The following is a 12,883-nucleotide window of genomic DNA, read 5'->3' as shown; positions in this document are numbered from 1 at the left end:
GACCTCACCCGCGGCCGAGGAGCCTCCCGCTCCTCGGCCGCATCGGCACGTCGTCCCGGGCATCCCCCGGGGCGCGCCGCTTCTGCTGTTCCAGGAAGGTGCGTTGGTCGGCGAGGAGGCCGGACGGGAAGAGGGACCTCGGGGCGAACAGCGCCGTCAGGGGCAGCCGCCAGGGCGAGCGCTCGACGGAGGTGCGGACCAGTGCGTGCGTGGCGCCTGGGTACCGGCGGACGGTGAGGGTGCCGGGGGCGAGCAGTTCCCGGTACACGGCTTCGGTCTCGGCGCCGTCCACGTTGAGGTCGTCGGACCCGGAGAGGAGCAGGACCGGCACCGGGGGCATCGCGCGCAGGTCCGCGCTCGCGTCGGCGGTGTGGTTGCGTCCGATGAACGTCCAGCGCTCGGGGCCCAGATCCGGATCGGCGTCCGGGGACGTCCGGTACTCCTCGTACGTGGCCCCGCGCCGCAGCAGCGCGAGGGTGGCCTCCCGGGCGCGCAGGGCGTCCGCGACCCGGGCGGGGACGGCGCCCTCGGCGCGGAGTTCGGACCGCAGGTGGTACTCGCCCTGCCGGTGCCAGTTGACGGCGGTGCCGACCGCGATCACGAAGGCGACGCCCGGTGCGGGTGCCCGCGCCACCACCTTGGGCAGGACCCAGCCGGCCTGGCTGGCCCCCCAGAGGCCGATCCGGTTCCCGTCGATCCCGGGGCGGGTCCGGGCCCAGGCGAGGGCGTCGGTCGTCTCGCGGGCGCGATCGTCCATCGTCCGGGAGAGCCAGTCGGCCGGCTTGTCGAGCGACAGCGAGGCGTATCCGGCGCGGGCGAAGGCCTCCCAGTAGGGCCGGTAGAACCCGTCGTGGGTGGCGTCCACGTCGCCGTCCCCGTGCACGAACACGACGAGCGGGAAGGGGCCCGGCCCCTCGGCGGGGGTGGCCAGGACGCCCTCCAGGAGGCGCCCGTCGGCGGGCACGGCAACCCGCTGTTCGCGCAGGTCGTAGCTGTTCTGCCAGAGCACGACGCCCGCGAGGGCGGCGGCCACCAGGACGACGGCCGCCAAGGTGACGACGAAGGCCTTGCGCATGCCCGCTCCTTCTCCGCTGATCCACCCGGTCCTTGTCGACCGGGTCCGGTCCGCTCGGTTGTTCCACCGATATTTCTATCATTTCAAAAACGATCGTAACGTCAATGAACGTACTAGGCTTGTCCTCATGACGAACGGGAGCGGACGCATCGAAGTGCGGCGCGGGGTGCCCGAGGGCGCCGAGGAGCGGGTGGCCGAGCTGTACTGGGAGGCCTTCGGCCGGAAGCTGGGCGCGGCCCTGGGCCCCGCCCCGGAGGGGCGCCGGTTCATCGCCTCCCACCTGCACCGGGACCGCGCCCTCACGGCGGTGGACGAGGCCGGCGGGGTCCTGGGCGTGGCCGGCTACCAGCTCGCCGGGCGCGGCCTCGTCGGCGGCGACGCGGCGGCCGTCAGGGCGCGGTACGGGCAGGTCAGGGGCCTGTACCGGGTGTTCCTGCTGGCCCTGCTGGAGCGCACCCCGGCCCGCGGCGAGCTGGTCATGGACGGCATCGCGGTGGACCCCGCGGCGCGGGGGCGCGGCATCGGCGGGTTGCTCCTCGACGGGGTCGAAGAGGTGGCGGTCGAGCAGGGTTGCCGACGGATCCGGCTGGACGTGATCGCCGAGAACCCGCGCGCCCGCGCCCTGTACGAGCGGCGCGGCTTCCGGCCCGTCCAGGTGCGGCGCACTCCGTGGCTGCGGGACGTCCTGGGGTTCGGAGCGGTGACGACGATGCACAAGGCGGTGGCGACCCGATGAGCACGACACGCCCGGCGGAGCCGAAGGACGCTCCCGAGGCCCCCGCGCAGGCGCCGGCGATCCCCACCCGACTGGTGGTGCACGCCCTGGTCCGCGAGGACGGCTCCGTGGACGCCGGGGAGCTCTACGAGGTCGCCGGCGCGCTCGGCATGAGCGATCAGCAGGTCCGGTTGTGCGTGAAGCGGCTCACCGCCGAGGGGCGCTTCACCCAGGAGGGCCGGGGCCGACGGGGCGTCCTGCGACTCACGGGCACGGCGGGGGCGGCCGGCCTGCCCCTGGTCCCGGAGGTGGAGTTCGTCCGGCACGCCTACCGGCAGGACGCGGGGCTGGAGCCGTGGGACGGGACCTGGCACCTGTTCGCGTTCGCCGTCCCGGAGGCGGTACGGGGCGCCAGGGACGCGCTGCGGGACACCCTGACCTCCCTCGGGGCGGCTCCTGTCCAGGGCGGGCTGTACGCCACCCCGAACGAGGTCGGCCCCTACGTACGGGCCCGCGCGGCGGAGCTGGGCGTCACCGCCGGGCTGACCTGCCTGACCAGTCGGGACCTCGTGGTGGGCGGGATCGCCGCTCCGGTGGAGCTCGCGGCGCGACTGTGGCCGCTGGACGCGATCGCGCGGCGGTACGAGACCCTGCGCGCCTTCGCCGAAGGCCCGGGGGACGGCCTCGCCCACGCGGTGACCCTGGCAGCGGCCTTCTCCGAGGCCATGGGCCCGGATCCGCTGCTGCCGCCCGAGCTGCTGCCCGCCCCCTGGCCAGGAGCGACCGGCCGCGCGGCGGCGGCAGCGGCCTGGTCCCGGCTGCGGTCGGCGACGGCGCCGGACGGCCCACGCCTCTTCCGGCTGTACGCCGAGGCGGTGGCCGATCCCGGGTGAGTCGCTTCTTCGTGCGCTCCTTCGTGCGCTCCTTCGCTGGTCAGGGCCGTGTTTCACGTGAAACCGGCCCCACCTTCGAAGAAACATGCGGGTATGTCGCGTTTGATCCGGGTATATCCACCTGGATGGCAGCCCAGTACACCCACGGGCCCCGATCCGGGACAACCCCCTCGGAGGAGCGCAGAGTGATGGACCACACCGACCTCACCGACGTCGCCACGCACGAGGCCCGATCCCTCTCGGTGGCCCTGTTCCGCAGGTTGGCCACGCTTCAGGAGGGGTCGTCCGAGTACTCGTACGTCCGCAACACCCTCGTCGAGTTGAACCTGAGCCTCGTGAAGTACGCCGCCCGGCGCTTCCGCGGCCGCAGCGAGCCGATGGAGGACATCATCCAGGTCGGCACGATCGGGCTGATCAAGGCGATCAACCGGTTCGACCCCGACCGAGGGGTCGAGTTCACCACCTTCGCGATGCCGACGATCACCGGCGAGATCAAGCGGTTCTTCCGGGACACCAGCTGGGCGGTGAAGGTGCCCCGCCGGCTCCAAGAGCTGCGCATCGACTCCGCCAAGGCGCATGACGCCCTCGAACAGGACCTCGGCCGTGAACCCACGGACGCCGAGATGGCCGAGCAGCTGCACGTCACGCCGGAGGAGTTCTCGGAGGGCCAGAAGGCGGCCCGCGCCTACTCCGCCCGCTCGCTGGACGCGCCGGCGCCCGAGGACACCGAGCGCGACCCGGTCGCCGAGCGGGCCTCGCTCGGCGAGGAGGAGGCCGCGTACGACACCATCGAGTGCCTGGAGTCCCTCAAACCGATCCTGGCCGGCCTGCCGGACCGGGAGCGGGCGCTGCTGACGCTGAGGTTCGGGCAGGAGCTCACGCAGTCCGAGATCGGCGCCCGGCTGGGACTGTCCCAGATGCACGTGTCCCGGTTGCTGAACCGCACCTTGAACCGTCTGCGCTCCGGCCTCCTCACGGACGCCTGAGGCCGCGCCCACCGCGCCGACAAGGACGCCCGCCCCCGCTCGGGGGCGGGCGTCCTTGCGGTTACGCCTCGGGTGCCGCCTGCGGTGCCGTGACCTCCAGCCAGACCGTCTTGCCGGCCCGGCCGTCCGCCGAGGGTTCCCAACCCCAGCCCTTCGCGAGGCGTCCCAGCAGCACGAGCCCGTGCCCGCCGGGCCGCGAGCGGCTCTCGGCCGGCCGGGGGCTCGGCGGTTCGGGGCTGTCGTCGCTGACCTCGACCCGCAGTCGGCCCGGGCCGTGGCGCAGGACCAGTTCCCGGGGTCCGCCCGCGTGCAGGCAGGCGTTCGTCACGGCCTCGGACACCAGGAGGAGCGCGTCCTCGGTTTCCTCCGCGTACGGCGGCCACTGCCAGTCATCGAGTGCGCGCCGGGTGAAGTCCCGGCATCGGGTGACCACCCCGGTCGTCGCGCCGCCCAGGACGAGCCTCCGCGTCTGCTCAGCCACAGGCTCTCCCGTCTCCGACCTGCCCCTCGGCGCCGCACCTACCCGGCCCTGCCTCGGACAATCCCATTCTTTCCCCCACCTGGACACGACCGGAACATACGGCGTACCGGCCCCCGGCAGAAATGGAGCCCGAAAACGGGCCCCAAGTCGGTACGAACGGGACACGCCGCAGGCCCCGTGACGGCTTCGCGCGGCCGCGCGGGCGACCGCGTCGATCCGGGCCCGCCCGCGCCGTCACCGTTCTCCGGCCGCGCCGGGCCGCAATCGCCCCGGGGTCCACATCCTGGACAACTACCCTCGATATATGAACGCAGCAGCCGACGCTCTCGCCACCGTGAAAGACGCCGACCGGAAGCACGTCTTCCATTCCTGGTCGGCGCAGGAGCTCATCGACCCGCTCGCCGTGGCCGGAGCCGAGGGCTCCTACTTCTGGGACTACCAGGGCAACCGCTACCTCGACTTCTCCAGCGCGCTCGTCTACACCAACATCGGCTACCAGCACCCCAAGGTGGCCGCCGCCATCGCCGAGCAGGCCGGCAAGCTGTGCACCGTCGCCCCCGGCTTCGCCGTGGACGTCCGCTCGGAAGCGGCCCGGTTGATCGCCGAACGCACCCCGGGCGACCTCGACAAGATCTTCTTCACGAACGCGGGCGCCGAGGCCGTCGAGAACGCCGTACGGATGGCCCGGCTGCACACCGGCCGGCCCAAGGTGCTGTCCGCGTACCGCTCGTACCACGGCGCCACCTCCACGGCGATCAACCTGACCGGCGACGCCCGCCGCTTCGGCAACGACGGCGCGACCGCCGGCGTCGTGCACTTCTGGGGGCCCTTCCTGTACCGCTCGCCGTTCCACTCGGCGAACGAGACCGAGGAGAGCGAGCGCGCCCTGCGCCACCTGGAGGACACCATCGTCTTCGAGGGCCCGCAGTCCATCGCCGCGATCATCCTGGAGACCGTCGGCGGCGCCCCCGGCGTGCTCGTCCCGCCGCCCGGCTACCTCGCCGGCGTCCGCGCGCTCTGCGACCGCTACGGGATCGTGTTCATCCTCGACGAGATCATGGTCGGCTTCGGCCGCACCGGGACGTGGTTCGCCGCCGACCACTGGGACGTCATCCCCGACCTCCTCTGCTTCGCCAAGGGCATCACCAGCGGCTACGTGCCCCTCGGCGGGGTCGCCATCTCCGCCGCCATCGCCGAGACCTTCGCCCGTCGGCCCTACCCGGGCGGTCTGACGTACTCGGGACACGTCCTGGCCTGCGCCGCGGCCGTCGCCACGGTCAACACGATGGTGGAGGAGGGCATCGTCGAGCAGTCCGCCCGGACCGGCTCGGAGCTGCTGGGCCCGGGCCTGCGGGCGCTCGCCGAGCGGCACCCCTCGGTCGGCGAGGTCCGGGGCGCGGGCACCTTCTGGGCCCTGGAACTCGTCCGCGACCGGGAGACGCGCGAGCCGCTCGTCCCGTACAACGCCTCCGGCGGCGACAACGCGCCGATGGCGGAGTTCGGGGCGGCCTGCAAGATGGGCGGCCTGTGGCCGCTGATCGCCGGCAACCGGATCCACATCGCCCCGCCCTGCAACATCTCCGCGCAGGACGTCGCGAAGGGCCTCGCGATCCTCGACGAGGCGCTGACCGTGGCCGACGCGCATACGGCCTGACCTGCGAAATTGTAGGGTCGCCCAACCCGTGGGTGCTGGTGTTCGGATGATTCGTACGGTGGTTGAACCGTCGTACACATGCTGCAATCCGTGCAGGAACCGCAACGAGCGACACATTGCGGGCCCAAGCACCTACGGACCGGGATGCACGTCAGTCCCGGGGCGGCCCCTCCGGGCCGAACGGCGGGGAGCGGGACGTCCTTCGCGGGCGGGCGCTGGACGCCGGGCGTACGGGATCCAGAAAACCGGACTCCGTGTTCCCGAGACCCGAAGGAAGACAGCATGAGCAAGCACGTCCTGGCCCAGAACCAGTACGGCAAGGCCGAGAACCGCATCGTCAAGGTCACCCGCAAGGGCAGCGACGGTTCCTGGCACGAGATCCGCGACCTCAACGTCTCGGTCGCGCTCCGCGGTGAGTTCCGCGACGTCCACCTGACCGGCGACAACGCCAACTGCCTGCCGACCGACACCACCAAGAACACGGTGTACGCCTTCGGCAAGGAGCACGGCATCGCCTCCCCCGAGGCCTTCGGCATCCTGCTCGCCAAGCACTTCGTCTCCTCGCAGCAGCCGATCCGCGGGGCACAGATCCGCATCGAGGAGTACGCCTGGGAGCGGATCCCGGTCCCGACGCGCAAGGAGCAGCACTCCTTCGTCCTCAAGGGCCAGGAAGTGCGCACCGCGCAGATCACCTACAGCGAGACCAGCGGCCTCCAGGTCATCTCGGGCCTCAAGGACCTGACGGTGATGAACTCGACGAACTCCGAGTTCCACGGCTACATCAAGGACAAGTACACGACCCTGCAGGAGGCGTACGACCGCATCCTGGCGACCAAGGTCACCTCGCGCTGGGCGCATTCCGCGCTCGCCGCCGACGACCCGGAGTACGACTGGGACCGGTCGTACAAGAAGGTCCGCAAGCACATGCTGGAAGCCTTCGCCGAGACCTACTCGTACTCGCTCCAGCAGACGCTGAACCAGATGGCCGAGCGGGTGCTCGACAACTGCCCGAAGGTCAACGAGGTCCGGCTGAACCTCCCCAACAAGCACCACTTCCTCGTCGACCTGGAGCCCTTCGGCCTCAAGAACGACAACGAGGTGTACTTCGCGGCGGACCGGATGTACGGCCTCATCGAGGGCACCATCCACCGTGACGGCGTGCAGCCGGTGATCGCGACGTCCGACTGGATCGTCGCCTGACTCCTCCGGCCGGCCGGGTGACCACCTGGCAGCGCCGTCGGTACGGCCCGGACCGCGTCGCGGGGTCCGGGCCGTCGTACTGTGCCGGGCGGTCGAGCCGTCCCGGGCGGTCCAGCCGTCCCGGGCGGTCGAGCCGTCCTACGCGGGCTCCGCGGCGGGCGGCTCCGCTTCCGGCGCGCCCAGCAGCAGGTTCCAGCGGCCCGCGCGGCCGCTGAGGGTGGTGACCGTCGCCGGTCGGACGTCGAGCCGCCAGAAGGCGGCCGGCGGCAGTTCAAGCGCCGCGACCACGGCCGCCCGTACGACGGCCTGCGCGGCGACCGCGCGGTGCGTGCCGGGGACCAGCGCGGCCAGGTGGGCCCCCGTGCGGGCGATCAGCGCGGTCACCGACTCCCCGCCGCCCGGCGGCGCGTACTCCGGGTCGGTCAGCCAGCGCCGGACGGCCTCGGGGTCCTCGGCGGCGACCTCGTCGAGGGTGCGGCCCGCCCACGCCCCCGTCGCGGGTCCCGCCAGGCCCTCGTGGCCGGGGCAGGGGTCCCCGTACCCGAACCGGGCCCGGCCGGCGTCGGGTTCGAGCGGCGGGGTGGTCAGGTGCAGGCGTACGGACGACATGGGGGGAGCGTAGGGCTCGGGACCAGGGCGCGGGACGGTGTGCGTGCGCCGTGGCGCTCGATCCACCCGCGCGGTACGTTCTCGGACGACATGACGAAGGTACGACGGAAGCACGGTGAGAATCCGGCACGGTCGCGCCACTGTGAACCCGCTCCCGTACGCCGGGCAGGGAAGTCAGACCCGCCGCCTTCGTCGCGAGCACCACTGACCGGGACGCGTGTTCCCCAGGAGGTTCTGCCATGGCCCACTCCGCCGTGCCCACGACGGCTCCCGCCGCCATCACCCCCATCTCCCTCTCCACGCTGGCCCCCTGGGCCGTCTTCGCGGGCGTACTGACCCTGGTGCTGCTGTACTTCGTCGGCGTCGAGCAGGGCGCCACGGCCCTCTTCGAGGGCGAGACGATCCACGAGTGGCTGCACGACGGGCGTCACCTCCTCGGTTTCCCCTGCCACTGATCCCGCCGACCGCTCGTCCGCGTTCGCGATGCCCGCGTTCGCGTTCGCGTTCGCGACGTGCGTATTCGTGACGTCCGCATCCGCGCAAGGGAACCCATGTGAACACCGTCTCCCCCCGTGTCCTGCTCGTCCGGGGCATGCTCGCCGGCCTGTTGGCCGGTGTCGCCGCCTTCCTCGTCGCCTACCTCCTCGGTGAGTCCAAGGTGGACGCGGCGATCGCCATCGAAGAGGCCGGCGCCGCCGTCGGCCACGACCACGGCGACGAACCCCCGGTCAGCCGGGCCCTCCAGGCCACGGCCGGCCTGGGCACCGGCGTGCTGCTGTTCGCCGTCGCCCTCGGCGGCATCGCCGCGCTCGTCTTCTGCTTCGCGCTCGGCCGCGTCGGCCGCTTCGGGCCCCGGGCCACGTCCGCCCTGGTCACCGGCGCCCTCTTCGTCACCGTGACGCTGGTGCCGTTCCTGAAGTACCCCGCCAACCCGCCGGCCGTCGGGGATCCCGACACCGCCGCCCGACGCACCGCCCTCCATCTGCTGATGATCGCCCTGAGCGCGCTCCTCGCGGCGGGCGCGCTGCTCCTGGGCCGGCGCCTGGCGTCCCGGCTCGGCAACTGGAACGCCTCGGTCGTCGGTTCGCTCGCCTTCGTCGCGGCCGTCGCCCTGTCGTACGCCCTGCTGCCCGGCGTCAACGAGGTGCCGGATGGTTTCCCGGCCGCGCTGATCTGGGAGTTCAGGCTGGCCTCGCTCGCCATCCAGACCACCCTGTGGGCCACCTTCGGTCTGGTCTTCGCTTTTCTGGTCGACCGCGCTCTTGCCCCCGCCGCCACTGCCAAGGAGGCTGTACAGCCGATGAGTTGAGGAAGTCACGCGTGACACCCGTGGTGCGGTTGGTGCGACGGATGCCTGAGCGCGCGTGCCGAACGTGTTGAGGGTGGGAGCCGGGACATGCATGCCGCGATCTGGGAATGGCGGGGTTGGTCCGGCGCCACGCCGTTCTGGCTGAACTCGTTACTCCTGCTCCTCGCCCCCTTCACGGCCGTCACCCTGCTCGCCCAGATCGGCGTCATCACCGTCCTGGCCGCGCTCGGCGGCCTCGCCCGCCAGCTCTGGTACGGCGACCACGGCCACTCCGCCATGCACCTCGCCGCCGCCCTGATGGGGGCGGCGGCGGTGGTTTTCGTCGTGGTGTGAGCCGTGCGCTCTCCCCGGGGCGACCCCGAGGCCACCGGCCGGCGGGTGAGAATGGGGTTTCGAACGAACGCGGGGGCTGGTGTGACGTCAGGGCAGGACATACCCGAGGAGTACCTGAGCGGGTACGTACGGATCCTGGAAGGCGTCGCGGCGACCGGTCGGCGCCCCGGACGGGACGAACTGGACGCCCGTCGGGCGCTCGGCGAGAAGGCGGCCGAAGCCGGGTACGGGCTGCGCGGCCTGGTCGGCGCCCATCTCGCCGCCACCCGGACGGTGCTCGGCGGCCGGCTCACCCCGAACCACCTGCTGGCGGCGGTGGAACAGACCGTCGACGCCTTCGCCGAGGGGCACGAGCGGGCGCAGCGCCTGGCGATCCGCCAGGAGGAGGCCGCGCGGCGCGAGTTCATCGACGACCTGCTGCTCGGACGCAGCGACCTCGGCCGGCTCAGCGAACGCGCCGCCCGCTTCGGCCTGCACCTGTCCCACGAGCACGCCGTCGCGGTCGCCCGGGGCCCCGAGACGTACGAGGACACGGGCCCGGCGATCCGGCAGGTGGACCTTGCCCTGACCGGGCGGTTCGGCAACCGGACCTTCCTCCTCGCCACCAAGGACGGGATGCTGATCTGCGTGGCCCCCGGCGACCAGGACGACGTCCTGGCCCACTTCGCCAAGCAGGCCTACGCGACGGCCGCCACCCACGGCCTCGTCGGCATCGGCCGGCCCCATCCGGGCGCGGGCGGGGTCGTGACCTCGTACGAGGAAGCCCTCGGCGCCCTCGACCTCGCGGACCGGCTCGGCCTCGAAGGGCCGGTGCTGCGCTCGGCCGACCTGCTGGTCTTCCCCGTGCTGGCCCGGGACCGGGCCGCGATGGCCGACCTGGTGCTCAGCGTGCTGGGCCCGCTCCAGGCGGGCCGGGGCGGGGCCGGGCCCCTGCTCGACACGCTCACCGTGTACTTCGACTCCGGATGCGTGGCGGCCGAGGCGGCCCGGCGGCTGAGCCTGAGCGTGCGGGCGCTGACGTACCGGCTGGAGCGGATCCATCGGCTGACGGGCTCCGACCCCGGGGATCCGGTGGACCGCTACACCCTCCAGACGGCGGCGATCGGGGCCCGGTTGCTGGACTGGCCGGCCCAGGCGTTCTAGGGGGCTGCCGGAGCGGACCTCGGCCCCGGCCCCGGCTCCCGGGCGGCGCGGGGGCCGGCCGGTCGGGGTGCCGGCCGGCTCCGGGGGTGGGGCGGGTTCGGGGGTGGGCCGGTTCGGGCCCTGGGGCGGGTGCGCGCGGTCGTCTGTCTGCCGACGGAGGGGTCTTCGTCCTCCGGTCGGGGGCTTCTGGGGCTCCGGTGGGGAGTTCACCGGTGTGTCGGGGCACAAAGCGGGGCATGAGCGGTGCGCGATTCGCACGGACAGTGGCGGCCAGGGCCCTGACAGTGGCATGCGTCGTGCTGTTGTGCCTGTTCGGTGCCGGTCCGGCGGCCGCGACGGTCGCCGAGATCCGGCCCGCATCGTCCGCCCCGGTCGAACCCACCGAGGGGCAGTCGGATCCGGCCTCGGACCCCGAGGCCCGGGCCGCCCTGCGGGCCCCGACCCGCGCGCTGCCGTCCGTACGGCAGCTGCCCCCGAGGGTGTTTCACGTGAAACACCCGGGCTCGCCCTCCCGCGTGACCTCGTACGAACCTGCCGGGCCGGTCACCTCACTGATCGTCGTACGGAGTGTGGTCCTGCGCTGCTGAGCGGACCGAGCAGCAGAGCGACCCCCACACCCCCTTCGAACACCGTGAGGTTCCGCCATGCCCATCGACCCGTACGCCGCTCTGAACGCCATGCTCCGCGCCGAGGCGGCCCGCTTCACCCCGCCGGCCCGCACGCCGGAACGCCCCGCGCCGCAGGCCGTGACCACCGAGCCCGAGGCCGAGAGCGAACACCCGGCGGCCGTGGGGGCGGGAACGCCCGACACGGCCGCGTAGCGCCCGGGGACACGCCCGGACAGGACACGGGGTGGCGCCGGTTCCCATGCCCTCGGCATGCAGCAGTGGTCACGTGAGGTTCGACCACGGGCAGGGAACCGGCGCCGCCCCCAGTGTCCGGCCGCGGTGGCGCGCACCGCTTCGTGCGCGCGGCCGAGCAGGCGTCCGTCGAAAGGACGATTCGGGGGCCGAGGTCCGCGCGGGTCCGGTCAGGGTTCTCGCGTGTAGTAGCGGTAGAACGCCACGAGCCCCACGCCCACGCCGACCGCCAACCCGACACCGGTCGCGCGGAGCACCGATTCGTTGGTCAGGCTGTGCAGGTAGCCGGCGGCGACACCGCCGAAGACGCCGTACGCGGCGGCGTGCACCTCGCGCCTCAGCCGGGGACCCACCCGGGCCAGGGCGAACATGATCGCGGCGAAGAGGACTCCGCACAGGATCCCGTAGAAGACGTTGCCCGCGTCGACCGGGCCCATCTGGCGCTTGATGAACGCCGCCCACACCCCGTAGACGAGGCCGGCCAGCAACGGGCGGAGCAGCGCGCTCCTGCTCGCGTGGTGTGCGTCGGCCGACCTCGCCGGTCGGCGCCGCCGGGAGACGGTAGGTGCCGCATGTGCCATGACGGGCTCCTCTCTTCCATCCTCCAGAGCACACCCGCCACCCCCGCCCGGCAAGTGGATCACCCGTCCCGGCGGTGGGTGAGGACGCGGGCGGGGCCCGGCCCCGGCCGTGGACGGGCCGGGACCGCCGGCCGGTCCCACCCGGTCGCAGCAGCAGCGGTGGCGCCGCCGCGCGCCCCGCCTTTCCCTGGTGACGTGCGCACCTTCCTGTCGGCGGCCCTCATCGTCCTCGTGACCCTGCTCGTGCCCGCGAGCGCCGTCGCGTACTGGGCCGATCACGAGTTGGGGAACGCCGACCGGTACACCGCGGCGATGTCCCCGCTCGCCGATGACCCCGCCGTCCAGGGAGTCGTCGTCACCCAGGCGGGCCGCGCCCTCGCTGGTCAGATCGACGCCGGCCCCTTCCAGGACACGGTCGACGAACTGATCGGGGAGGCCCTGCGCTCCTTCGCCGGCACCCCCGCCTACCGGACGGCCTGGGACGCCGCGAACCGCGCCGCCCACGCGGCCTTCCTCGACGCCCTCACCACCGGCCACGGCGACGCCCTCACCATCGACCTCGCCCCCGTGATCGCCCAGGTCAAGAGCGAACTGGTCGGGGACGGCGTGCCCTTCGCCGACCGCATCCCGGAAACCCACCTGTCCGTGAAGGTCATGGAGTACGACAACCTCGGCGCGCTCCGGAAGGGCTTCCACATGCTCCAGATCGCGGGAGTCTGGCTGCCCCTGCTGACCCTGGCGCTGGCCGCGGCGGCCATCGCCGTCGCCGTGCGGCGCCGGCGCGCCGTCCTCGCCACCGGGCTCGGGCTCGCCGTCGGGGCCGGACTGCTGTGGATCACGGTGACCCTGTGCCGCCGGCTCGCCCTCGACGACCTGCCGACCGACGTCGACCGGCCCGCCGCCGCCGCGGTCTACGACGCGCTCACCGCCTACCTGCGGACCACCGCCTGGGTCGTGCTCGCCGTCGGCCTCGCCGCGGCGCTCGGCGCCTGGCTGGCCGGCCGACTCCGCCGCACCCCATAAGCTCGGAAGGTACCCATCCTC

16 protein-coding genes are annotated in these 12,883 nt (G+C 73.0%); 12 read left to right on the top strand and 4 right to left on the bottom strand.

What is annotated here, in order from left to right; all coding sequences use genetic code 11:
* Nucleotides 1-4: 4 nt before the first annotated feature.
* Complete coding sequence (locus ACZ4XJ_RS15500) at nt 5-1,075, bottom strand: alpha/beta hydrolase family protein (RefSeq protein ID WP_468496460.1); 1,071 nt, start codon at nt 1,073-1,075, stop codon at nt 5-7.
* 127 nt (nt 1,076-1,202) lie between these two features.
* Between ACZ4XJ_RS15500 and ACZ4XJ_RS15495 the strand changes: the two genes are divergently transcribed.
* From ACZ4XJ_RS15495 to ACZ4XJ_RS15485, 3 genes are all read left to right on the top strand, one after another.
* On the top strand, nt 1,203-1,811 hold the full coding sequence (locus tag ACZ4XJ_RS15495; protein ID WP_468496459.1) for a GNAT family N-acetyltransferase: 609 nt from the start codon (nt 1,203-1,205) through the stop codon (nt 1,809-1,811).
* Nucleotides 1,808-2,683, top strand: coding sequence for a PaaX family transcriptional regulator C-terminal domain-containing protein (locus tag ACZ4XJ_RS15490; RefSeq protein ID WP_468496458.1), 876 nt, complete (start codon nt 1,808-1,810; stop codon nt 2,681-2,683). The genes ACZ4XJ_RS15495 and ACZ4XJ_RS15490 overlap by 4 nt, the downstream gene beginning before the upstream one ends.
* A gap of 188 nt (nt 2,684-2,871) precedes the next feature.
* Nucleotides 2,872-3,669, top strand: coding sequence for a SigB/SigF/SigG family RNA polymerase sigma factor (locus ACZ4XJ_RS15485; protein ID WP_362875258.1), 798 nt, complete (start codon nt 2,872-2,874; stop codon nt 3,667-3,669).
* Between the two features lie 61 nt (nt 3,670-3,730).
* Here the strand turns inward: ACZ4XJ_RS15485 and ACZ4XJ_RS15480 are convergent, their stop codons facing one another.
* Nucleotides 3,731-4,150 (bottom strand): ATP-binding protein, encoded by a 420-nt coding sequence (locus tag ACZ4XJ_RS15480; RefSeq protein WP_468496457.1) that lies wholly within the window; start codon nt 4,148-4,150, stop codon nt 3,731-3,733.
* A gap of 304 nt (nt 4,151-4,454) precedes the next feature.
* Between ACZ4XJ_RS15480 and ACZ4XJ_RS15475 the strand changes: the two genes are divergently transcribed.
* On the top strand, nt 4,455-5,804 hold the full coding sequence (locus tag ACZ4XJ_RS15475; RefSeq protein ID WP_468496456.1) for an aminotransferase class III-fold pyridoxal phosphate-dependent enzyme: 1,350 nt from the start codon (nt 4,455-4,457) through the stop codon (nt 5,802-5,804).
* Nucleotides 5,805-6,086: 282 nt separating this feature from the next.
* On the top strand, nt 6,087-7,004 hold the full coding sequence (pucL, locus tag ACZ4XJ_RS15470) for a factor-independent urate hydroxylase (RefSeq protein WP_362875255.1): 918 nt from the start codon (nt 6,087-6,089) through the stop codon (nt 7,002-7,004).
* A 138-nt stretch (nt 7,005-7,142) separates the two neighbouring features.
* On the opposite strand, the gene ACZ4XJ_RS15465 is transcribed toward pucL, so the two are convergent.
* Nucleotides 7,143-7,613: a histidine phosphatase family protein gene (locus ACZ4XJ_RS15465; protein ID WP_468496455.1), complete on the bottom strand. Its 471-nt coding sequence runs from the start codon at nt 7,611-7,613 to the stop codon at nt 7,143-7,145.
* A 239-nt stretch (nt 7,614-7,852) separates the two neighbouring features.
* Between ACZ4XJ_RS15465 and ACZ4XJ_RS15460 the strand changes: the two genes are divergently transcribed.
* From ACZ4XJ_RS15460 to ACZ4XJ_RS15435, 6 genes are all read left to right on the top strand, one after another.
* The gene (locus ACZ4XJ_RS15460) at nt 7,853-8,068 is read left to right on the top strand and encodes a CbtB domain-containing protein (RefSeq protein ID WP_468496454.1); all 216 of its coding nucleotides are present in this window, start codon (nt 7,853-7,855) and stop codon (nt 8,066-8,068) included.
* A 98-nt stretch (nt 8,069-8,166) separates the two neighbouring features.
* Complete coding sequence (locus tag ACZ4XJ_RS15455; RefSeq protein WP_468496453.1) at nt 8,167-8,922, top strand: CbtA family protein; 756 nt, start codon at nt 8,167-8,169, stop codon at nt 8,920-8,922.
* Between the two features lie 87 nt (nt 8,923-9,009).
* Nucleotides 9,010-9,255 (top strand): hypothetical protein, encoded by a 246-nt coding sequence (locus ACZ4XJ_RS15450; RefSeq protein ID WP_468496452.1) that lies wholly within the window; start codon nt 9,010-9,012, stop codon nt 9,253-9,255.
* A gap of 51 nt (nt 9,256-9,306) precedes the next feature.
* On the top strand, nt 9,307-10,398 hold the full coding sequence (locus ACZ4XJ_RS15445) for a PucR family transcriptional regulator (RefSeq protein WP_362875251.1): 1,092 nt from the start codon (nt 9,307-9,309) through the stop codon (nt 10,396-10,398).
* Between the two features lie 236 nt (nt 10,399-10,634).
* On the top strand, nt 10,635-10,985 hold the full coding sequence (locus tag ACZ4XJ_RS15440; RefSeq protein WP_468496451.1) for a hypothetical protein: 351 nt from the start codon (nt 10,635-10,637) through the stop codon (nt 10,983-10,985).
* Nucleotides 10,986-11,042: 57 nt separating this feature from the next.
* Nucleotides 11,043-11,219 carry a hypothetical protein gene (locus tag ACZ4XJ_RS15435; protein ID WP_362875249.1) on the top strand — a complete coding sequence of 59 codons (177 nt, stop codon included), beginning with the start codon at nt 11,043-11,045 and terminating at the stop codon, nt 11,217-11,219.
* Between the two features lie 209 nt (nt 11,220-11,428).
* Here ACZ4XJ_RS15435 and ACZ4XJ_RS15430 read toward each other — a convergent pair whose 3' ends face one another.
* Complete coding sequence (locus ACZ4XJ_RS15430; RefSeq protein WP_362875248.1) at nt 11,429-11,839, bottom strand: hypothetical protein; 411 nt, start codon at nt 11,837-11,839, stop codon at nt 11,429-11,431.
* A 195-nt stretch (nt 11,840-12,034) separates the two neighbouring features.
* Between ACZ4XJ_RS15430 and ACZ4XJ_RS15425 the strand changes: the two genes are divergently transcribed.
* Nucleotides 12,035-12,862, top strand: a complete 828-nt coding sequence (locus ACZ4XJ_RS15425) for a hypothetical protein (RefSeq protein WP_468496450.1) — start codon at nt 12,035-12,037, stop codon at nt 12,860-12,862.
* The last annotated feature ends 21 nt before the right edge of the window (nt 12,863-12,883 follow it).

This window comes from Streptomyces sp. NPDC029836 (assembly GCF_055574495.1).
The sequence above is the reverse complement of the archived record's forward strand: the minus strand, read 5'-3'. Positions and strand labels throughout refer to the sequence as shown.

Bases quoted from the DNA above. Each gene is read 5' to 3' on its own strand.
- ACZ4XJ_RS15500 (WP_468496460.1), bottom strand. From the start codon at position 1,075: ATGCGCAAGGCCTTCGTCGTCACCTTGGCGGCCGTCGTCCTGGTGGCC.
- ACZ4XJ_RS15495 (WP_468496459.1), top strand. From the start codon at position 1,203: ATGACGAACGGGAGCGGACGCATCGAAGTGCGGCGCGGGGTGCCCGAG.
- ACZ4XJ_RS15490 (WP_468496458.1), top strand. From the start codon at position 1,808: ATGAGCACGACACGCCCGGCGGAGCCGAAGGACGCTCCCGAGGCCCCC.
- ACZ4XJ_RS15485 (WP_362875258.1), top strand. From the start codon at position 2,872: ATGGACCACACCGACCTCACCGACGTCGCCACGCACGAGGCCCGATCC.
- ACZ4XJ_RS15475 (WP_468496456.1), top strand. From the start codon at position 4,455: ATGAACGCAGCAGCCGACGCTCTCGCCACCGTGAAAGACGCCGACCGG.
- pucL (WP_362875255.1), top strand. From the start codon at position 6,087: ATGAGCAAGCACGTCCTGGCCCAGAACCAGTACGGCAAGGCCGAGAAC.
- ACZ4XJ_RS15465 (WP_468496455.1), bottom strand. From the start codon at position 7,613: ATGTCGTCCGTACGCCTGCACCTGACCACCCCGCCGCTCGAACCCGAC.
- ACZ4XJ_RS15460 (WP_468496454.1), top strand. From the start codon at position 7,853: ATGGCCCACTCCGCCGTGCCCACGACGGCTCCCGCCGCCATCACCCCC.
- ACZ4XJ_RS15450 (WP_468496452.1), top strand. From the start codon at position 9,010: ATGCATGCCGCGATCTGGGAATGGCGGGGTTGGTCCGGCGCCACGCCG.
- ACZ4XJ_RS15445 (WP_362875251.1), top strand. From the start codon at position 9,307: ATGGGGTTTCGAACGAACGCGGGGGCTGGTGTGACGTCAGGGCAGGAC.
- ACZ4XJ_RS15440 (WP_468496451.1), top strand. From the start codon at position 10,635: ATGAGCGGTGCGCGATTCGCACGGACAGTGGCGGCCAGGGCCCTGACA.
- ACZ4XJ_RS15435 (WP_362875249.1), top strand. From the start codon at position 11,043: ATGCCCATCGACCCGTACGCCGCTCTGAACGCCATGCTCCGCGCCGAG.
- ACZ4XJ_RS15430 (WP_362875248.1), bottom strand. From the start codon at position 11,839: ATGGCACATGCGGCACCTACCGTCTCCCGGCGGCGCCGACCGGCGAGG.